Source organism: Brevirhabdus sp. (assembly GCF_052826345.1).
In genome coordinates this window covers 1-19,263 of record NZ_JBRBUA010000060.1, presented here as the reverse complement: position 1 = coordinate 19,263, position 19,263 = coordinate 1, and the positions used below count along the sequence as shown (strand labels likewise).

At 66.9% G+C, this 19,263-nt stretch carries 20 protein-coding genes; 11 read left to right on the top strand and 9 right to left on the bottom strand.

The window, feature by feature from the left end; translation table 11 throughout:
- The first annotated feature begins 6 nt into the window (after nt 1-6).
- Both ACU0BR_RS07345 and ACU0BR_RS07340 read left to right on the top strand, forming a co-directional pair.
- On the top strand, nt 7-480 hold the full coding sequence (locus ACU0BR_RS07345) for an Lrp/AsnC family transcriptional regulator (RefSeq protein ID WP_446156202.1): 474 nt from the start codon (nt 7-9) through the stop codon (nt 478-480).
- Nucleotides 481-560: 80 nt separating this feature from the next.
- The gene (locus ACU0BR_RS07340; RefSeq protein WP_446156201.1) at nt 561-1,598 is read left to right on the top strand and encodes an NADP-dependent oxidoreductase; all 1,038 of its coding nucleotides are present in this window, start codon (nt 561-563) and stop codon (nt 1,596-1,598) included.
- A gap of 103 nt (nt 1,599-1,701) precedes the next feature.
- Here ACU0BR_RS07340 and speB read toward each other — a convergent pair whose 3' ends face one another.
- Both speB and ACU0BR_RS07330 read right to left on the bottom strand, forming a co-directional pair.
- On the bottom strand, nt 1,702-2,670 hold the full coding sequence (gene speB, locus ACU0BR_RS07335; protein ID WP_446156200.1) for an agmatinase: 969 nt from the start codon (nt 2,668-2,670) through the stop codon (nt 1,702-1,704).
- A gap of 81 nt (nt 2,671-2,751) precedes the next feature.
- On the bottom strand, nt 2,752-3,480 hold the full coding sequence (locus tag ACU0BR_RS07330) for a GntR family transcriptional regulator (protein WP_446156199.1): 729 nt from the start codon (nt 3,478-3,480) through the stop codon (nt 2,752-2,754).
- A 134-nt stretch (nt 3,481-3,614) separates the two neighbouring features.
- Between ACU0BR_RS07330 and ACU0BR_RS07325 the strand changes: the two genes are divergently transcribed.
- The 3 genes from ACU0BR_RS07325 to ACU0BR_RS07315 all read left to right on the top strand — a co-directional run bounded on the left by ACU0BR_RS07325 (nt 3,615) and on the right by ACU0BR_RS07315 (nt 7,140).
- The gene (locus ACU0BR_RS07325) at nt 3,615-4,955 is read left to right on the top strand and encodes a glutamine synthetase family protein (protein ID WP_446156198.1); all 1,341 of its coding nucleotides are present in this window, start codon (nt 3,615-3,617) and stop codon (nt 4,953-4,955) included.
- Nucleotides 4,955-6,271: an NAD(P)/FAD-dependent oxidoreductase gene (locus ACU0BR_RS07320; RefSeq protein ID WP_446156197.1), complete on the top strand. Its 1,317-nt coding sequence runs from the start codon at nt 4,955-4,957 to the stop codon at nt 6,269-6,271. Before ACU0BR_RS07325 ends, ACU0BR_RS07320 begins: the two co-directional genes overlap by 1 nt.
- Nucleotides 6,272-6,444: 173 nt before the next feature.
- The gene (locus tag ACU0BR_RS07315; RefSeq protein ID WP_446156196.1) at nt 6,445-7,140 is read left to right on the top strand and encodes a type 1 glutamine amidotransferase; all 696 of its coding nucleotides are present in this window, start codon (nt 6,445-6,447) and stop codon (nt 7,138-7,140) included.
- 5 nt (nt 7,141-7,145) lie between these two features.
- Here ACU0BR_RS07315 and ACU0BR_RS07310 read toward each other — a convergent pair whose 3' ends face one another.
- The 7 genes from ACU0BR_RS07310 to ACU0BR_RS07280 all read right to left on the bottom strand — a co-directional run bounded on the left by ACU0BR_RS07310 (nt 7,146) and on the right by ACU0BR_RS07280 (nt 12,431).
- Complete coding sequence (locus ACU0BR_RS07310) at nt 7,146-8,174, bottom strand: endonuclease/exonuclease/phosphatase family protein (RefSeq protein WP_446156195.1); 1,029 nt, start codon at nt 8,172-8,174, stop codon at nt 7,146-7,148.
- Between the two features lie 33 nt (nt 8,175-8,207).
- Nucleotides 8,208-8,636: a DUF4112 domain-containing protein gene (locus ACU0BR_RS07305; protein ID WP_446156194.1), complete on the bottom strand. Its 429-nt coding sequence runs from the start codon at nt 8,634-8,636 to the stop codon at nt 8,208-8,210.
- Nucleotides 8,633-8,791 (bottom strand): YqaE/Pmp3 family membrane protein, encoded by a 159-nt coding sequence (locus ACU0BR_RS07300; RefSeq protein ID WP_446156193.1) that lies wholly within the window; start codon nt 8,789-8,791, stop codon nt 8,633-8,635. The genes ACU0BR_RS07305 and ACU0BR_RS07300 overlap by 4 nt, the downstream gene beginning before the upstream one ends.
- Before the next feature lie 264 nt (nt 8,792-9,055).
- The gene (locus ACU0BR_RS07295) at nt 9,056-10,003 is read right to left on the bottom strand and encodes a YihY/virulence factor BrkB family protein (RefSeq protein WP_446156192.1); all 948 of its coding nucleotides are present in this window, start codon (nt 10,001-10,003) and stop codon (nt 9,056-9,058) included.
- A gap of 88 nt (nt 10,004-10,091) precedes the next feature.
- Nucleotides 10,092-11,447, bottom strand: a complete 1,356-nt coding sequence (locus tag ACU0BR_RS07290; RefSeq protein WP_446156191.1) for a DUF3618 domain-containing protein — start codon at nt 11,445-11,447, stop codon at nt 10,092-10,094.
- Nucleotides 11,437-11,835 (bottom strand): phage holin family protein, encoded by a 399-nt coding sequence (locus tag ACU0BR_RS07285; protein ID WP_446156190.1) that lies wholly within the window; start codon nt 11,833-11,835, stop codon nt 11,437-11,439. Before ACU0BR_RS07285 ends, ACU0BR_RS07290 begins: the two co-directional genes overlap by 11 nt.
- Nucleotides 11,835-12,431, bottom strand: coding sequence for a hypothetical protein (locus tag ACU0BR_RS07280; RefSeq protein WP_446156189.1), 597 nt, complete (start codon nt 12,429-12,431; stop codon nt 11,835-11,837). Before ACU0BR_RS07280 ends, ACU0BR_RS07285 begins: the two co-directional genes overlap by 1 nt.
- 479 nt (nt 12,432-12,910) lie before the next feature.
- Between ACU0BR_RS07280 and ACU0BR_RS07275 the strand changes: the two genes are divergently transcribed.
- The 6 genes from ACU0BR_RS07275 to ACU0BR_RS07250 all read left to right on the top strand — a co-directional run.
- The gene (locus ACU0BR_RS07275) at nt 12,911-14,014 is read left to right on the top strand and encodes an AbrB family transcriptional regulator (RefSeq protein ID WP_446156188.1); all 1,104 of its coding nucleotides are present in this window, start codon (nt 12,911-12,913) and stop codon (nt 14,012-14,014) included.
- 273 nt (nt 14,015-14,287) lie between these two features.
- The gene (gene yghU, locus ACU0BR_RS07270) at nt 14,288-15,166 is read left to right on the top strand and encodes a glutathione-dependent disulfide-bond oxidoreductase (RefSeq protein ID WP_446156187.1); all 879 of its coding nucleotides are present in this window, start codon (nt 14,288-14,290) and stop codon (nt 15,164-15,166) included.
- Between the two features lie 150 nt (nt 15,167-15,316).
- Nucleotides 15,317-15,952: a hypothetical protein gene (locus tag ACU0BR_RS07265; protein ID WP_446156186.1), complete on the top strand. Its 636-nt coding sequence runs from the start codon at nt 15,317-15,319 to the stop codon at nt 15,950-15,952.
- 107 nt (nt 15,953-16,059) lie between these two features.
- Entirely contained in the window at nt 16,060-16,680 is a 621-nt protein-coding gene (locus ACU0BR_RS07260) for a paraquat-inducible protein A (protein ID WP_446156185.1), read from the top strand.
- Complete coding sequence (locus ACU0BR_RS07255; protein ID WP_446156184.1) at nt 16,647-17,309, top strand: paraquat-inducible protein A; 663 nt, start codon at nt 16,647-16,649, stop codon at nt 17,307-17,309. The genes ACU0BR_RS07260 and ACU0BR_RS07255 overlap by 34 nt, the downstream gene beginning before the upstream one ends.
- On the top strand, nt 17,306-19,263 hold a 1,958-nt coding region (locus ACU0BR_RS07250), incomplete at its 3' end, for a PqiB family protein (protein WP_446156183.1). The genes ACU0BR_RS07255 and ACU0BR_RS07250, both read left to right, overlap by 4 nt.

The window sequence follows — 19,263 nt, the reverse complement described above, 5'->3', positions numbered from 1 at the left end:
GACAAGATGGCGGATCGCACGGCAAGAACGGACCCACTGGACCGATATGACCTGAAGATTCTCGATATCCTCAGTCAGGATGGCCGCCTGCCGGTGACGGATCTGGCCCGCCGCGTGGGCCTGTCGAAAAGCCCGTGCCAGGTCCGCGTCAAGCGGCTTCAGGAAGAGGGCTATATCCAGGGGTTCCGCGCGGTGCTGGATTACACGAAACTGGGGCTTGACCACATCGCCTTTGCCGAGGTGCGCCTGCTGGACACCACCGAAAAGGCCCTGCGGGCGTTCAACCTCGCCGTTTCGGACGTGCCCGAGATCGAGGAATGCCACATGATCGCGGGGGCGTTCGATTATCTGCTGAAAATCCGCACTCCCGACATCGCCGCCTACCGCCGTGTGCTGGGAGAGGTGATTTCCAATCTTCCGCATGTGTCGAGCACCTCCACCCATGTCTGCATGCAGGCGGTCAAGGGCGAGGGGATCTGAGCGCGCCGGCGCGGCCGCTTGGCAATCGCGTGCGCGGCGCTTAGGTCAACAGGCAACGCCACTGCAAAAGGACAAGTCCAATGAGCGATCAACTGCGCCGTATCGTGCTGGCATCGCGGCCCCAGGGCACGCCGAGTACCGACAATTTCCGGCTCGAGTCCGGCCCGCTGCCCAGGCCGCAGGACGGCCAGTTCCTGGCGCGCGTGATCTGGCTGTCGCTGGACCCCTACATGCGCGGACGGATGGACGACAGCAAATCCTATGCCAAACCCGTCGCCATCGGCGACACGATGGAGGCCGCCTGCGTGGCCGAGGTCATCGACAGCCGCAACGGCGATTTCGCCAGGGGCGACATCGTGATGGGGGGCTTCGGCTGGTCCAGCCACGCGCTGTCGGATGGCACCGGCGTGCGCAAGATCGATCCCGCCATCGCGCCGATTTCCACCGCGCTGGGCGTGCTGGGGATGCCGGGGCACACCGCCTGGGTGGGGCTCAATGACATCGCGCAGGCGCAGTCGGGCGAAACCATCGTGGTGTCGGCCGCGACGGGCGCGGTCGGCAGCCTTGTGGGGCAGCTGGCCAAGCAGAAGGGGATGCATGTGATCGGCGTGGCGGGCGGCGCCGAAAAATGCGCCTTTGCCGAGAAGGATCTGCAATACGACCTCTGCCTCGACCACCACGCGCTGGACGCCGAGGCGCTGCAAAAGGCCATCGCCGAGGCCGCGCCCGCGGGGGTGGATGTCTATTACGAAAACGTCGGCGGCAAGACGCTGGAGGCGGTGATCCCCGCGATGAACGTGGGCGGGCGCATCGCGCTCTGCGGCATGATCGCCTGGTATTCGGGCAAGGGGTTGGCCGATGCCATGCCGCTGCCCAGGGTCTGGCGCACGATCCTGACGCAGCGGCTGCGGGTGCAGGGGTTCATCATCTTCGACCACTTCGACCGGCTGCCCGCCTTTTTGCAAGATGTCGGGCCGATGGTTCGCGATGGCCGGGTCACCTACCGCGAATCGGTGGCCGAAGGGCTGGACGCCGCCCCGCAGGCGTTCCTCGACCTGCTGGAGGGCGGCAATTTCGGCAAACAGCTGGTGCGCGTGGGGGATGATCCCGCGGGCTGAGGAGCCGGACTCAAGGAGCCGCGATCAGGCAACGGCGGGCGCCTTCGGCGGGAGAGTATTTTTCCAAGAAGAAGCCGCCCGCCGGGAGGCGGGAGGCGGCGGCTCAGCCGGGCTTGCGCCGGGTCCAGGCCCAGAGGCACAGGATTTCCATCGCGACATGTGCGCCCGCGACGGCGGTGGCGCCGCCCGCGTCGAAGGGCGGCGAGACCTCGACTACGTCGCCCCCCAACAGATTGATGCCGGCCAGATCGCGCAGGATCGCGGCGGCCTGCCAGCTGGCCAGCCCGCCCCAGACCGGTGTGCCGGTGCCCGGCGCGAAAGCCGGGTCGAGCGCGTCGATGTCGAACGTGAGATAGGCGCGGGCGTTGCCGACGATGCCCTTGATCTTTTGCGCGATGGCGGCGGGGGTGCTTTCGTGCACCTCCCGCGCGTCGATGGTGTGCACGCCCATCGTGTCGGGGTTGGTCGTGCGAATGCCCACCTGAACCGAGCGCGCGGGGTCGATCAGCCCTTCCTTGATCGCCTTGTAGAACATCGTGCCGTGGTCGATCCGGCCGAAATCGTCATCGGGCCAGGTGTCGGAATGCGCGTCGAACTGGATCAGCGAGAGCGGACCGAATTTGGCCGCATAGGCGCGCAGGATCGGAAAGCTGATGTAGTGATCGCCGCCCAGCGTGATGCTGGCCGCACCGCTGTCGAGGATGCGGGTGATATGGTCCGTCACCGCCTGCGGAAAGGCGGGCGTGCGGGCATAGTCGAAGGGCATGTCGCCGTAATCGACGACGGCGAATTCCGACAGCGGGTCGAAACCCCAGCCGTAGGGCGGGTCATACGGTTGCAGCGTGCTGGCCTCGCGAATGGCGCGCGGGCCCAGCCGGGTGCCGGGGCGGTTGGTGACCGCCTGATCGAAGGGGATGCCGGTGATCGCCAGATCGACCCCGGCGAGATCCTTGGTATAGCGGCGGCGCAGGAACGACGTCGCGCCGCCGAAGGCGTTCTCGAACGCCAGCCCGCGTGGGTCGTTTCGGGTGAAGGCCAGGTCGGCCTGTGTCTGCGCATCTTCCAGTGCCATGAAGGGTGTCCTTTCGATCGGAGCGGATATGGGGCGGTCGGTTTGGCGGTGTCCTGTCCCCAAAAGATATCACAAATTGCGTCAGTTTGCGGTCGGCCCGGGATTTTCGCCGCCAAGGATCTTGCGCAAGGCGGTGCGGCCCATGCGGCCGACCCCGTCGCGGATGTCGGCCTCGACCGCGACGGAGATCGCGATCGGATCGCGCGCGCGCATCGCGTCGAGTATTTCCGCGTGGCGGTCGACCAGATAATGCTCGGAGATGTAATGCGCCGCGACCCGGTTGAAGGGACCGAGTTGCAGCCAGATGCTTTCGACCAGCGGCATCGCCACCTCATGCGGGTTGGCACGGTAGATGCTGCTGTGAAAGCGCTGGTTCAGGATCGCGATCCGGTCGTAATCCTGTGCCGCGATGGCGGCGTCGAGGCGCTGGTCAAGCGCGCTCAGCGCTTCGATCAATGCATCGGAAACATAGGAAATCGCGCGTTCGGCGGCGTGAGCCTCGACCGTGCAGCGCAGCGACACCAGCTCTTCGAAGCGCTGGGCGGTCATCGGCGCGACCTGGATGCGGCGGTTGCCCAGAACGCTCAGCGCGTTTTCCGAGGACAGGCGCCGCAGCGCCTCGCGCACGGGGGTCGGGCTGAGCCCGAAAACCGCTGCCAGACCGCGGATCGTCAGCGGGCGACCGGGCGGGATCGCGCCCACCATCAGCGCGTGCCGCAGCCTGCGATAGGCGCACTCCTGCGCCGTTTCGCCCGCGATGGCGGCGACGGGGGGCAGGTTCAGCGTCGGATGGTTCAGCGGCTTGTTCATCGCGGGGTTTCGTGGTGGTTCTCGTGTGCTGCGGGGGGCCGGTTTGGCGGGCTCCGACGGCAGGCTAGCAGCTTGACAGGCGGTAACAAAGGTATACCGTCCCAAAAAATGCTATCACAAAAAGGGCTTGAAAAGTGAGTGTCGACAAGACAGATCCCCCCGCGACGTCGGCGCCCTCCGCGGGGCGCGCCTTTGCGGCGGTCTGCGATCTGAACGGCACGTTGCGCGGCAAGCGCCTGCCCGCGGATGCGGCCGAGAAGATCGCGGATGGCGCGGTGCGGATGCCGCTGTCGGTCTGCGGCGTGGACATCTGGGGCGAGGATATCGAGGGCAGCGGGCTGGTGTTCGAATCGGGCGACGCCGACGGCATTTGCGAATGGACCGGGCGCGGGCCCCTGCCGATGGGCCCGGGCGCCGCGCTCTATCCGCTGTGGATGCAGGAGGAAAGCGGCGCGCCCTTCATGGGCGATCCGCGCCGCGCGCTGGCCGCGATCCTGGACCGCTATTCCGAGCGCGGGCTGGTCCCCGTCATCGCGACGGAGCTGGAGTTTTACCTGTTCGATCCCAGCGGCCGCAGGCCAAAGGCGCCCGTCTCGCCGCTGACCGGCCGCCATCTGGAGCGTGACTCGGTGCTGTCGCTGTCGGAACTGGATCAATTCGACGATTTTCTGAACGACGTCTATGCGGCCTGCGCGGCGCAGCAGATCCCGGCGGATGCCGCGATCGCGGAAAACGGCCCCGGTCAGTTCGAAATCAACCTGCTGCATGTCGACGATGCGCTGCGCGCCGCCGACGATGCGGTCTTCTTCAAGGAGATCGTGCGCCGCACCGCCCGCGCGCATGGCTTTGCCGCCAGCTTCATGGCGAAACCCTATGGCGACAGGGCGGGCAGCGGCTTTCACGTGCATTTCAGCCTGCTCGACAAGAAGGGGGTGAATGTCTTCAGCGATGGCACCGAGAAGGGCAGCGACACGCTGTTGCATGCGGTGGCGGGGCTGATGGCCGCGATGCGCGACAGCACGGTGCTGTTCGCGCCGCATCTGAATTCCTATCGACGGTTGCAGCCGGGCGCCCATGCCCCCACGGCGATGTGCTGGGGCTATGAAAACCGCACCGCCGCGATCCGCATCCCCGGCGGCAGCCCGACCGCCCGACGGATCGAGCATCGCGTCGCGGGCGCCGATGCCAACCCCTATCTGGTGCTTTGCGCCATCCTCGGCGCGGCGCTGTCGGGGATCGAGGATGCGACCCCGCCGCCCGCGCCCATCACCGGCAACGCCTATCGCCAGAAGCTGGAGGAGCTGATGCCCGACTGGGCCTCGGCCACGGATGTCTTCGACGCCTCGCCCCTGGTGCGCCGGTTTTTGCCCGAGCGGCTGATATCCATGTTCGTGGAGTGCAAGGAACAGGAACAGGCGGTCTTTGCGCGTCGGGTGACCGATTTCGAATATCTCAGCTACCTGGAGATCGTCTGATGACCGCGACGACCGGCGCCGCCCATCCCTATGCGGGGACGGGGGCCTATCCGGGCAGCTATTATGCCGCAAGCGCTAATCCCGCGCCCGAACGTCCGGCCGTCGCGGGGCGGGTGGATGCGGATATCTGCGTGGTGGGTGCGGGCTATTCGGGCCTGTCGACGGCGCTGCATCTGGCGGAAAAGGGCCATAAGGTCACCGTGATCGAGGGGGCGCGCGTCGGCTGGGGCGCGTCGGGGCGCAACGGCGGGCAGGTGGTCAACGGGCTGAACGCCAGCCTGCAGAAGATCGAGACCACCTATGGCCCCGATCTGGCCGCCAAGGTCGGGCGCATGGTGCAGGAAGGCGCGGGCATCATCCGCGGTTTCGTGGACCGCCATGCCATCGCCTGCGATCTCAAGCCCGGCAACCTGTTCACCGCCTATACCGGCAAGCAGATGAAAGAGCTGGAGGCCAAGCAGGCGCTGTGGCGCAGGCACGGGATGGACGATCATGAGATGCTGGATGCCGCCGCCGTCAGGGGCCACGTGGCCAGCGATGTCTATGCGGGCGGCATGATCGACCGCTCGGGCGGGCACATGCACCCGCTGAACCTGGCCCTGGGAGAGGCCGCCGCCATTGAGAAACTGGGCGGCACCATCCATGAGATGTCCCCCGTCACCTATATCGAACACGGGCCCACGCCGGTTCTGAGCACGCCGGGCGGCACGGTGCATTGCAAGGTGCTGATCCTGTGCGGCAACGCCTATCTGGGGCAGGTGGAGCCCAGGCTGGCGGCGCGGGTCATGCCGGTGTCCACGCAGGTCATGGCGACAGAGCCCCTGGGCGCCGCGCGCGCCGATGCGCTGTTGCCCACCGATCTCTGTGTCGAGGATCTGCGCTATATCCTCGACTATTACCGCCTGTCCGCCGACAAGCGGCTGCTGTTCGGCGGCGGCACGGTCTATGGCGGCGCCGACCCGCGCGACATCGAGGCCAAGCTGCGCCCCGCGATGGAGCATGTGTTCCCGCAGATGAAGGGCGCAAGGGTCGACTATGCCTGGAGCGGCAATTTCGCCCTGTCCTTCACCCGCATCCCGCAGATGGGCCGTCTGGGGGATAACATCTATTTCGCGCATGGCTATTCGGGCCACGGCGTCACCGGATCGCATCTGTTCGGCCGCATCCTGTCGGAGGCCGTGCATGGCGATCTGACCCGGTTCGACGTCTTCGCCAGCCTGCCCTGGTATCCGTTCCCCGGCGGGCGCAGCTTTCGCGTGCCCTATTCCGTCGCCGGATCGTGGTGGTACGGTCTGCGCGACAGGTTGGGGATCTGACGGGCTTCCTGCACGCTCAGCCTTGACGATCTGGGCATTGCGCGCTTTGTATCCGCTCCGGGGGTCTCGACCTTGCCGATGGTGATCTTTCCAGGGTGCGGCCGGGGGGGCAGCCCCGACGTGAATGCGCTGGCCACCATCATCAATTTGCTGCGCAAACCAAGGGACGTTTGATGCATATCGGCATTCTGCAAACCGGCGAGGCGCCGGAAGAGCTGCGCGCGGAACATGGCGACTACGACAGCATGTGCGCGGCCCTGCTGCCTGTGGGCCGTTTCACCACCACCACCTGGAAAGTGCTGCACGGCGAGATGCCGACATCGGTGGATGACGCCGACGGCTGGCTGATCACCGGCTCCCGCTTCGGCGCCTACGAGCCGCACGCCTGGATCCCCCCGCTGGAGGATTTCATCCGCCGCCTCGATGCGGCGCGCAGGCCGCTGGTCGGGATCTGCTTTGGCCATCAGATCATCGCGCAGGCGCTGGGCGGCAAGGTCGAGAAATCGGATCAGGGCTGGGTCGTCTATCGTCAGCGCTATGAAGGCGATCTGAAGGCGCCGCTGACGCTGATGGCCTGGCATCAGGACCAGGTGGTCGATCTGCCGCCCGAGGCGCGGGTCTTCATGCATTCCGACAAATGCCGCTATGCCGGGATCGCCTATGGCAGCCATATCCTGAGCGTGCAGCCGCACCCCGAATTCGACGCGGGGTTCATGGCCGCCCTGCTCAGGACGCGCGGCCGGACGCTGCCGCCCGAAATCCGGCATGCCGCGCAGGCGCAACCCGATGCGCCGTTGTCGCGCGACGCCATGTCGGCCATGTTCGCGCGCCATTACCGGAACGCCACGGGCAGCGACGCCCAGGGCTAGGGCACCTAGGACACGCCGGGGATATCCTCGTCGATCGGTCCGGCCTCGGCGGCGGTGGTCACCGTGCCGTCGTGTATCCAGACCTCGGCGAACATCGGGAAATGGTCCGAGCCGACGTTCGGCCCGCGCCTGAAGGACACCAGCCCCACCCGCGGCGTCAGATAGAGCTGGTCGATGGGAAAGCGCAAAAGCGCATGGTTCGCGTCAAAGCTTGAAATCAGCCCCCGCCCGATCCGCGGGTCCAGATAGCCGCCGTATTCGCGAAATTTCTGCGCCGTGGGCGACCAGGCGACATCGTTGAAATCGCCCATGCTGATGACGGGCACATCGGAATCATGCGCGAAGGTGGCGGATTTGCGGATCAGCTCATCCCGCTCGTCGGTGTCTTCGCCGGGGACCGGCGGGCGGGGGTGCAGCCCGACAAAACGGAATATCGTGTCGTCGGGGGCCTTCATCTCGGCATAGAGGGTGGGGGTGTCGTCGTCTTCGAGATCCAGCATTTCGGCTTCGGTCACGCGCAGCCGGGTGGCGAAGATCATGCCGTAGTAATTGTCCTGCGGGCGGGCCAGCACCGTGTCGTAGCGCGCCAGCACCTCGCGCAGCGCCTCATGCCAGGTGGCGTCGGTTTCCATCAGCAGCAGGATGTCGGGATCCTCGCTCTCGATCAGGGCGGCGATCTTGTCGTGCCGGGTGTTTTCCATCAGCACGTTGGAAGCCATCAGGCGGATCAGCCGCGACGAGTCGGGCGGGTCGATCAGCGTGATCTCCTTCGTCACGAAAGGGCTGTAGGGCAGCACCTTGTAAAGCTGATAGAGCGTGACGAGCGACAGCAGCACCGGCGCCAGCAGCCCGAAATCGCGCAGGAGGGCAAAGCCCGCAACCGCCCCCGCGGCGGCGGCAAGCGCGATGTGGATGCGCGGAAAATCCCACATCCTGACCCACCATTCATGCGTCGGAAGAAAAGGGGCGATCGAAACGGCCAGGCAGGCAACGGTCAAAAGCCACAGGAGGGTTTCCACTATCGCCATCACCATGCCGTCGGTGCCTTTCGTGTCGTCCGGGCGCGATCAGGGGCGGGGGGATGACGCCCGTGCTGTCCGGTTTTCCAGATCCGCGCGCAGCAGCGCCACGTTCCTGTTGTTGGCCTTGAATCCAATATCGAAGATGTCGCCCAGCAGCGGCACCGCACCGATCGCGAAATCGATGCCGGTATTGCCCGCCATACGCAGCATCGTGGCTTTCGAGACCCCCAGCCGGTTGGCCTGTACCAGCAGATACGCAGACGGCGCGAGCGTTGCAAGATCGCCCAGTCCCGGTACCAGGCCGATGAGACCGTCGAGGCCGAAGCGAATGCCCGTGCCGGGGATGCGGAACCGGCTGTCCAGCAGCTGGGCCAGCCGGTCCAGTCGGCGCAGCTCCTGCGCGGCGCGCGGGTCGAGCGCGCGGTCGGCCCCGGCGAGGGTGGCGCGCCGGTCGCGCGGATCGGGCGGGGTCATTTCTTGGCGATGATATAGACGGCGTGCACGATGCCCGGGATATACCCCAGAAGCGTAAGCAGGATGTTCAGCCAGAAATGCTTGCCGAAGCCCACCTGCAGGAAAACGCCCAGCGGCGGCAGCAGGATGGCGATGATGATGCGGATCAGGTCCATGAGATCTCCTTGAACGGTTGGTTGTGGGGCGGGGAACGGTGGGTTGAGGGGCGGGAGGTGTGCGCGGGGCCGCGCGATAGCGGGCCGCGTCCTGCGGGATGGATGCGCACACGAGGGCCCAAAGGGGGGCGCACCGGGCGCGGAGGGCAGCATCGCCGCCGCCTGAGAGCCGGACGCCTTTCGCTTTGGCGACGGCCGCGTCGGCAGCGGCGGGAAGGGACGGGCGGCGTCGTGTGGCGCGCCCCTTACTTCCGTCCGCCCGCGTCAGGCGCCGCGCGCCTCGCCAAGGTTATCGGCCTTCTCGGCGCCGCGCTGACCCATGGGTTCGCGCTTGCCCACGGTCGTGTCGTGCTTGGTCTGGGCCTCGATCTCGGCGTTCAGTTCGGCGCCCATCAGCACGATGTAGGCGGAAATCCACAACCACATCAGCAGCACGATCGCACCGGCCAGCGTGCCGAAGCTCTTGTTATAGCTGCCGAACTGGCTGACGTAATAGGCAAACCCGATGGAGGCCACGACCCAGATCACGCAGGCGAGGACCGACCCCGGCGTCAGCCAGCGCCATTTCGCGCCGTCGCGGTCGGGCCCGAACCTGTAGAGCACGCTCAACCCGAAGATCGTCATCAGCGCCAGCACCACATAGCTGAGCCCGCCAAGCGCGGTGTCCATCGCCGGACCGAAGGGCAGGAACGACAGCACGACCGGCAGGATCATCGTCGAGGTCAGGCCGATGATGATGCCCACGATCAGGAAGAGCGTCAGCGCGAAGGTGACGAGGTAGCGCTTGAAAAAGCCGCGGGTCTCTTCCTCTTCGTAGGCGACGTTGAGCCCTTCCATCAGGCTCTGCATCCCTTTCGAGGCGGAGTAGAGCGCCAGCAGGATACCCACGATCACGGCCAGACCCAGCCCGCCCTGCTGCGACCCGGCCACGGCGGTCGCCTGATCGATGATGATCTGCGACACCTGCTGCGGCATCAGGTTGGAATACTGGTTCAGCTGGTTGATGATCTGCTGCGGCTGAAGGACCAGCCCGCTGATCGCGATCAGGGCGGTGATGGCGGGAAACAGCGCCAGCAGACCGTAGAAGGCGACACCGGCTGCGATCAGACCCACGTGATCCTTACCGATTTCGTCCCAGACGCGCAGCAGGATGTCTTTCCAGCCGGGTTTGGGGATCTCGGTCGGTTTGTCTGCGTGTCTGCCGCGGGCCATGGTCGATTCCTTCCGTTGCGAGGGTCGGGGCGTTCAAATGTACGCGCCCCGACCCTGGGTGGTTGCGCGGCCCCGCGGGGCCGCGGCCTCAGCTCGTCTTGGGTTTGCCGAGGTTCTGCTTGTCGGCCTCGGATTTGGCGGTATCGGCAAGGCGCTGCCCTGCGGATTTCACTTCTTCCTTGGCCTGCCGACCGGCGGCTTTCGCCTGTGACTTCGCAGCCTCTGCGGCGGTCTGGTCGCCCGGGGCGGCGTCGTCCATCGCCTTTTTGCGCTCGTCGAGCTCATCGCGCTTTTCGCGCGCGATGTCGCTTGCCTCTTCGCGCACGGCCTCGGCCACCCGCATCGCCTTCTCGCGCTCTTCGTTGAAGATACGCTCGGCCTCCGCATAGAGGTGATCGCTATGTTCGCCCATCAGCTCGTCTTCGCGGCGGGTATGGGGCAGGGCGCTGCCCAGGGCCGCCCCCAGCGCCAGCGCCAGCGCACCCACGACCAGCGGCTGGTCGTCGTAGTATTCGGCCGCGCTTTCGGCGCCCTGGCGCAGGCGGCGCTCGGCCTCGGCGCGGGCCTCGACGGCCTGTTCCCGGGCGGCGATAACGCGGGCGCGTGCCTCTTCGGACAGCGATTCCGTGCCCTCGTAGATGCGGTCGCGCAGATGGCCCGCGCTGACGCGTGCGCTTTCGGCACGGCGGCGGGTGCCCGATTTCACCGAGCGCCACCCGTCCGAGGCCCGCGACCCCGCCTGCGACATCCCGGTCCAGACCGACTGGCCCGCGTGGGACACGCCCGACCCCATGGAGCGGCCGGCGTTCGCGATGCCCGAGCCCGCCCGCGATGCGCTGTCGGACGCCGCATGGCCCGCGCGCGACGCGGTGTCGGATACCGAGCGGCCCGCCTGCGCGGTGCCCGCGCTCACCGAATGGCCCGCGCGCGCCACGCCCGATGCCGCGGAATGTCCGGCATCGCTGACCGAGTCGCCTACGCGCGATGCGCCCGAGCGCAGCGACTGGCCCGTGCTGGACATGTGATCGCCCATGCTGCGGGAACTGTCGCCCGGCGTGCCATAGGGCGCGCCGTGGACATCGCCGCCCATTCCGTCGCCGACGGCGTAACGGTCGCGGGTGGCGTAATCGCCGTAGTCACCGGAAAAATCGGCGCCGCGGCGCGGCATCTTGCGCGAAATCGTCTCGGCACGGGGGCCGTGACCGAACATCAGCCAGGCAAGCCCCACCCCGGTCAGCGTCAGCGCAAGGGGGTTCTCCTTGACCGCGTTGGAGACCGAGCGGCCGATATCGCCGCCATGCTCGCGGAACTGGTTGGAAATCTCGCGGATGATCCGCTCGCTGGAAAACTTGTCCTGCAGGTCCTCCAGCGTATCGGTCAGCCCGGCGCGTTCCTGTTCGATATCGCGTTCGATTTCTGCTGAAGTACGGGTATCACTTGGCATCGTATGCCTCCTTGACGGCTTCTGCGTCGCGTTGAATGTTCTTTTTGGTGCGGGTGGGCGCCAGGCTGGTCAGTTTCAGGTCGTTGATGCCCTTGGCGACCATCGCAAAGGCCACACCGGCCAGGACAACGCCCACGATCAGCGCGGACCAGCCGTCGGGAATGCCCAGACGGACGAGTGCGGCGACCAGCGCGGCCGCCAGCACGTTCAGCGCCGTCAGCGCCAGCACGAGCGCGCCGACGAGCAAGCCCACGGCAACCGCCGCACGGTTGAGGTTTTCGCTGATTTCCGCGCGGGCCAGATCGACCTCGTTGCGCACCAGGGCGCTCACGTGGGTCAGGGCCTCGGTCAGCAGGCCACCTGTCGATTTCTCATGAATATCGCTCATCACACTGTTCCTTTCGGGCTGACGCCGGTCGTGGTGCTGACGGCGGGCGAGGACGGGCGGGCCGAAGCACTGGTCGAGGCACTGGTCGACGAAGCACTGGCCGAGGCACTGGCCGGACCGCGGGGCATCCCGGTGGACGACCGCGGCAGGTCGGGCATGTTGGTATGCGCGTCCTCGTGGTGGCTCGATGCCTTGACGAAGCGGCTTGCCGCAAAGCCGAGCAGCGCCGCGCCGCCCAGAAACACCAGCGGGTTGCGTCGCGCGAAATTGCTGACGTCGCTGGCCATTTCACCGAGGTCCTTGTTGCGGATCGAGTCGGAGGCATCGGCAAGCCCCTCGGCGATCTGCCCGAAGGTGCGTTCCTGCGGCGATCCCTCGCGCAATTCCCCTGCTGCCGTGCGCAGGGCCGATGCCACGTTGGAAACCTCGTCGGCGACGCCCTGCTTCGCGCCATCGGCGCGCTGCCGGGCCTGCGATGCGGCTGCGGATGCGGTTTCGCGTGCCTTGTCGCTGACGGTGCTCGCGGCTTCGCTCGCCGATGCGGAGATTTTCTCGCCAGTCGTTTGTGGTTTGTGGTTCGGGGTCGGGTCTGACATTTTGAACTCCTTTAAATCAGGCGATGAGGGAAATGAGCGCGAGGACGACGACAATGACGCCGATCATGTAGAAGATACTGTACATCGGGGGTTCCTTCGGTCTTGCTGCGTGCCGCGTTGGCGGTGTTCTCGGTCTTCTAACCCGCGACTTGAGCGTTCGTTCCGTGTGTTGTGCTGTCTGGCACACGCTTCCGTGCAAAAAATCATTGCAGGTTGCAATTTTCTGAAAAATGACCAGGCGTCGGCCGCCCAGGCGATTCCTACGATTTCGGCGGCGGGGGCCGCCGCGCGGGCAGCGGGGCAGGGCAGGGCGCGCGAGGCAGGGCCGAGCCCGGGACAGGGCTGGGCACGGAGCCGGGGCACGGAGCCGGGGCGCGGTGGCACGCGGGCGCCGGGATCGACGCGGGCCCTTGCCGCTGTTGTATCCATGTGTATACAGATTGCGGAACGGCGGTGAGGGCGACGCGGGGAAGAACGGCGTGACGTGGATCGATGCGAACCGGCTCAAGACCCTGGCGGTGGCGCTGGGCGGGGCGCTGTTGTTCAGCCTTGCCGGTCTGCCGCTGCCGTTCCTCTTCGGGCCGATGACCGCCTGCCTGATCGCGGCGCTGCTGAAGGTGCCGCTGCGCGGATGGGGGGTGGTCTCTGTGGCGGCGCGTACCATACTGGGCGTTGCGGTCGGCGCTTCGATCACGCCGGAGGTCATCGCGCGGCTGCCGCAGATGACGCTGTCGGTGGCCTTCATCCCGGCGTATATCCTGATCATCGCGGCGATCGGCGTGCCGTTCTTCACCCGCATGTGCAAATTCGACCCGATCACCGCCTATTACGCGGCGATGCCGGGCGGGCTGCAGGACATGGTGATCTTCGGCCAGCTTGCGGGCGGCGATGTGCGGGCGTTGTCGCTGGTCCATGCGACGCGGGTGCTGATCATCGTGTCGGTGGCGCCGCTGGTGATGACGCGCATGTTCGACGCGACGTTGGGCAATCCGATCGGCGCCCCGGCCGCCACCCTGCCGCCTGCGGAAATGGCGCTGATGACGGCCGCGGCCCTGATCGGCTGGAAGGGGGGCGAGCGTCTGCGCCTGTTCGGCGCCTCGATCCTGGGGCCGATGATCGTGACGGCCGCCCTGTCGCTGTCGGGCGTGATCCACTTCCGCCCCCCGGCCGAGGCGATCCTGGTCGCGCAGCTGTTCATCGGCATGGGGATCGGCGTCTACTACGTCGGCGTCACCTTGCAGGAGCTGCGCCACGACGTGCTGTCGGGGGTGGCCTTCGTCGCGATCCTGGCGCTGCTGGCGGCCGCCATCACCGAAATCGTGGTGCTTGCCGGGCTGGCGCATCCGGTGGAGGCATTCCTGGCCTTCGCCCCCGGCGGGCAGGCGGAAATGACGGTGCTTGCCATCGTGGCGGGGGCGGATCTGGGTTTTGTCATCGTGCACCATTTGACCCGTATCGTCCTGGTGATCACCGGCGCGCCCATAATGGTGCGCGTGGTCGCCCGCCGCCGGGCCGCGCTGGGCGCGGCGCACCCGGCTGCGGGCGGGCGGCCCCATGATCGCGATGAGGGCCGGGACACATAGGCGCGTCCTGTGATGCGCGTCTCCCGCACGCCCGTGCCCCCATTCGCCCCCTTTCGTCCCCACACCCGACCGCGCCCGTCGGCCCGTGAAAGCGCGCGGAGCAAGTTCGCGGACCTCCTGGACGGATGGATCGGAAGGGGCGCGCGGCGCGATGCAAGAGGGGATGCACAAGGGGGTGTGCGCGCCAGAGGAGGCCCAGGGCGTTGCCGTGGCCGCCGCGCCGCGCATATTACCCGGTAAAGCCATTGCAATGCGACGACAGAAGGAACCGACATGAGCGAGCACGCATCATCCTACACCCCGCCCAAGGTCTGGAAGTGGGAAACGGAAAGCGGCGGCCAGTTCGCCAGCATCAACCGCCCGATCGCCGGGCCGACGCACGACAAGGACCTGCCGGTCGGCACGCATCCGTTCCAGCTTTATTCGCTGGCCACGCCCAACGGCGTGAAGGTGACGGTCATGCTGGAGGAGCTGCTGGCCATGGGCATCGAGGGCGCGGAATACGACGCCTGGCTGATCCGCATCAACGAGGGCGACCAGTTCGGCAGCGGCTTCGTGCAGGTGAATCCGAATTCCAAGATACCCGCGCTGATGGATCATAGCGTCAGCCCCCCGCGCCGGATCTTCGAATCCGGCTCGATCCTGCTTTATCTGGCCGAGAGGTTCTCCGCCCTGCTGCCGCAGGAGCCCGCGGCGCGGACCGAATGCCTGAACTGGCTGTTCTGGCAGATGGGCAGCGCGCCCTATCTGGGCGGCGGGTTCGGCCATTTCTATGCCTATGCCCCCGACAAGCTGGAATACCCTATCGACCGCTTCTCGATGGAGGCCAAGCGTCAGCTCGATGTGCTGGACCGGCAGCTTTCGCAGACCACCCATATCGCGGGCGAGGCGTATACCATCGCCGATATCGCGATCTGGGCGTGGTACGGGCAGCTGGTGCTCGGGCGGCTTTATGACGCCGCCGAATTTCTGGACGTGGAGAGCTATACCCATGTGATGCGCTGGGCCAGGGCGATCGACGCGCGACCGGCGGTGCGGCGGGGCCGCATGGTCAACCGGTCCTTCGGCGATCCGGCCATGCAGCTGCACGAGCGTCACGATGCCTCGGATTTCGACACGAGGACGCAGGACAAGATCGCACCGCAGGACTGAGGCCATGCGCCTGCCGCGCCCGTGCCTGTTCGTTGTCAATCCGCGCGGCGCGGCCTTGCTGCGCGGGACGGTCGCGCTAGGTTCGACTGACACCACGCGCGGGGCCGCCTGCCTCGCGCTGTCGAGCGATCGGGGGTCGGGATCGGGGCCATGCACGGATTGATAACAAGACTGGCCGGCGCACTCGCCCTGGCGGCGCTGCCGCTGCTGGGGCTGGCGCCATCGCCTGCGGCGGCGCAGGCATGGTGCGGCAACGGCAATCTGAACCCGACGGAACGCACGATCTGTAACGACCAGATCCTGGGCGACATGGACGATGCGCTGCGCCAGCTTTATCGCGACGCGGGCGCGGGGCAGGCGGCCGCGCAGCGCGACTGGCTGGTCAATCGCCGCAACGCCTGCGGCAGCGACATATTCTGCATCGAACGCGCCTACCAGGACCGCATCGCGCAGCTGACGGATCTGCGCGGCGCCCCCCGCGCGACACCCGATCGCGCGCCCGTTCCCGCCCCCGCGACGCGCCGGTTCGAGGGCAAGCCTCGCCCGTGGTGCGGCGGATCGCGCCTGAACCCGACGGAGCGGACCATCTGCGCCGACGAGACGCTGTCGGACATGGATGCCGCGCTGGAAGCGGTCTATGGCCGGGTGAAGGCGCGCGACGGCGACCGCGGCCAGTTGACCTGGCTGCGCGGGGATCGCGACGCCTGCGGTGCGAATGTGGATTGCATCGCCGGCGCCTATCTTCGGCGGATCGTGATCCTGGGCGGCAGGCTGCGGCGCGAATGATGCGACTGTCATGCCCCGGCGGCGCCGCGACGGCTGGAATCGCGCGGCGGGCCTCGTTATGCTGCGGGCAAGGCGGCGCGATCCGCCATCAGGGCGGACGGGGCTGAATGACCGACATCGACGATCTGATCGCCTGCCCGCAGTGCGACGCGCTTTACCGGGTGGTCGAACCCGCCCCGGGGGAGCGCGCGTCCTGCGCCAGGTGCCACACCGTGCTGATCGCGCCGCGCCGCGGCTCGCTCTACCAGACGGTCGCGCTGTCGGTCACGGTGATGATCCTGATGATGGGCGCGATCTTCTTTCCTTTCCTGCAGATCCGCGTGGCGGGGTTTTACAACACGGCCTCCGTCTTCGATGCCGCGCTGACCTTCAGCAAGGGCTACATGCTGCCGCTGTCCTTCGCGGTGGCCGCGCTGATCGTGGTAATCCCGATCAGCCGCGTGCTGCTGCTGCTTTACGTCCTGGCTCCGATCACGCGCGGGGCAAAGCCCCTGCCGGGGGCCGCCGAGGCGTTCCGGCTGTCCGAGGCGCTGAGGCCCTGGTCGATGGCCGAGATCTTCGTGCTGGGCGTGGCGGTCGCGCTGATCAAGGTGGCGGACCTGGCGCGCGTGGGCTTTGGGCCGGCATTCTGGATGTTCGCGGTGCTGGTGATCATCCTGCTGTGGCAGGACAGTTCCTTTTCGCGCTGGACGGTATGGAAGCTCATCGGAAAAGAGAAATCCACGTGAGCGAGGCCGACAGCGTTTTCGCCCTGACCGCGCGCGAGGCCGGGTTGGTGGGGTGCACCCGCTGCGCCAAGGTCTGGCCCGCACGCACCGAGCGCTGCGCGCGCTGCGGGGCGAAACTGGTGTCGCGCGATGCGGGCAGCCTGCAACGGGTCTGGGCGTGGTGGATCGCGGGGGTCTTGTGCTACATCCCGGCCAACCTCTACCCGATGCTGCAGACGCGCACCCTTTTCACCACGCAGGAAAACACCATCGTCGGCGGCGCGGTCGAGCTGGCGCTGCATGGCGCATGGGTGGTCGCCGCGGTGGTCATCGTGGCCAGCGTCTTCATCCCGATCGGCAAGTTCATGGCCATCGCCTATCTGGCCATCAGCATCAGGCGCGGCAGCAAGCTGCCCGGCCACAAGCGGCAGCAGATCTATGAGGTGGTCGAATACATCGGCCGCTGGTCGATGATCGATGTCTTCGTAGTGGCCATTTTGTCAGCCCTGGTCCAGTTGAATGTGGCCGCGGCGATCAATCCCGGTCCCGCTGCCATAACATTTGCGCTATCGGTAATATTCACAATGCTTTCGGCCCAGGCTTTCGACAGCCGCATGATCTGGGACCGGATCGAGGAGGACGCCAAGTGAGCGACACGCCCAAGGATCTGAAGGTCGACCGCGCGCGCAAGAGCCTGTGGCGTCGCGCCTCCATCGTCTGGCTGATCCCTCTCGCTGCGCTTGTGATCTCGCTGGGCGTGGCCTGGCAGAACTTCGCGGACCGCGGGCCGCTGATCCATATCTCCTTCAAGGATGCGGCAGGCGTGCGCGCCGGCGAGACCGAGCTGCGCTACCGCAACGTCAAGGTCGGCAGCGTCGAGAAGGTCGGGTTCAACAACGATCTCACCCGCGTCAGCGTGGCGATCCGCCTGGAAAAGGGCGTGGGGCCGTTCGTCGATTCCGAATCCAGTTTCTGGGTGGTCCGCCCGGAGGTCACGACGCGGGGGGTCACCGGCCTGGATACGGTCCTGTCGGGCGTCTACATCGAAGGCACCTGGGACGACAAACCCCTGGGCCTGCAAACCGAATTCGAAGGCGCCGACAAGGCGCCGCTGGTCAAGCCCGACCAGAAGGGGCTGATCATCACGCTGAGTTCCAGCAATGGCGAGGGCATCACAAACGACACGCCGATCCTCTACAAGGGGCTGGAGGTGGGGCGCGTCGCCAATGCGCGGCTGGCCGATGACGGCATATCCACGATCGCCGACGGGTTCATCGCCGCGCCCTACGACCGGCTGATCACCAGCGCGACGCGGTTCTGGGACACGTCCGGCTTCACCTTTTCCTTCGGCCCCGGCGGGGCGTCGGTGGACTTCAAGTCGCTGGCGTCCCTGCTGTCGGGCGGTATCAGCTTCGATACCGTCGTCTCGGGCGGCACCAGGGTCGAAAAGGGCAAGATCTTTCAGCTCTTCGCCGATGAGGGCTCCGCCCGCAACAGCGTTTTTTCCGACAGCGAAAGTTCCGCCGCGATAGAGCTTTCGGTGATTTTCGACGGCAACGTGAGCGGTCTCGCCGCCGGTTCTCCGGTGGAGCTGAGCGGCGTCAACGTGGGCCAGGTGACGGCGGTGACGGGCTTTGTCGACGCGCTGCGCTTCGGCGACCGGCAGGTCCGGCTGATGGCCACGATCTCGCTCAAGCCCGGCAAGATGGGGCTGGGCGAGACCGTCAACGAGGAGGACATCCTGTCGTTTCTGGAAGAGCGCATCGCCGCCGGGCTGCGCGCCCGTCTGGCGACGGCCAACATCCTGACGGGCGGGCTGAAGGTCGAATTGCTGAACGTTCCCGATGCGCCCCCCGCCACGCTTCAGCGCAATGTGGAACCCTATCCGATCTTTCCCAGCGTGGAATCCGATATCTCCGACGTGGCGGCCACGGCCGAGGGCGTGTTCCAGCGCATCAACACCTTGCCCATCGAGGAGCTGCTGTCCTCGGCCATCAATTTCCTCGACGGGGCGACGGCGCTGGTCAAGACCGACGGGCTGCAACAGGTCCCCGAAGAGGTCGTGGGCCTGCTGGCCGACGTGCGCCGCATCGTCGGCGCGGATGAAATCCAGGCCCTGCCGGGGCAGGTGGGCAATGTGGCCGGCGGGCTGGAATCGGCGGTGGCCGATCTGCAGGGGATTATCGCCGATCTGCGCGCCGCCGATGGCGTGACCAAGCTGGTTGCGGCGGTGGAATCCGCAGGTCAGGCGGCGGCGGCGGCCAATACGCTGCTGTCCGATCAGGTGCCCCCGCTGGTGGAGGATCTTTCCGCCCTGGCGCGAAAGGCGCAGGCCCTGCCGCTGGAGGAGCTGTTGAAGCAGGTGACCGCCGTGACCGCCAGCGCCGACGCCATTCTGTCGTCGGAAGGCGCCAAGTCGCTGCCCGGCGATGTCAGCGCCGCGCTGGCGCAGGTGCAGACCGTGCTGAGCGATTTCAACGATCAGCAGGCGATCAGCAAGCTGGTGGCCGCGCTGGAATCCGCGGGCGCCGCCGCAGCCTCCATCGACACGCTGGCGGGCGAGGATCTGCCGCCGCTGCTGTCGGATCTGTCGGATCTGGCCGT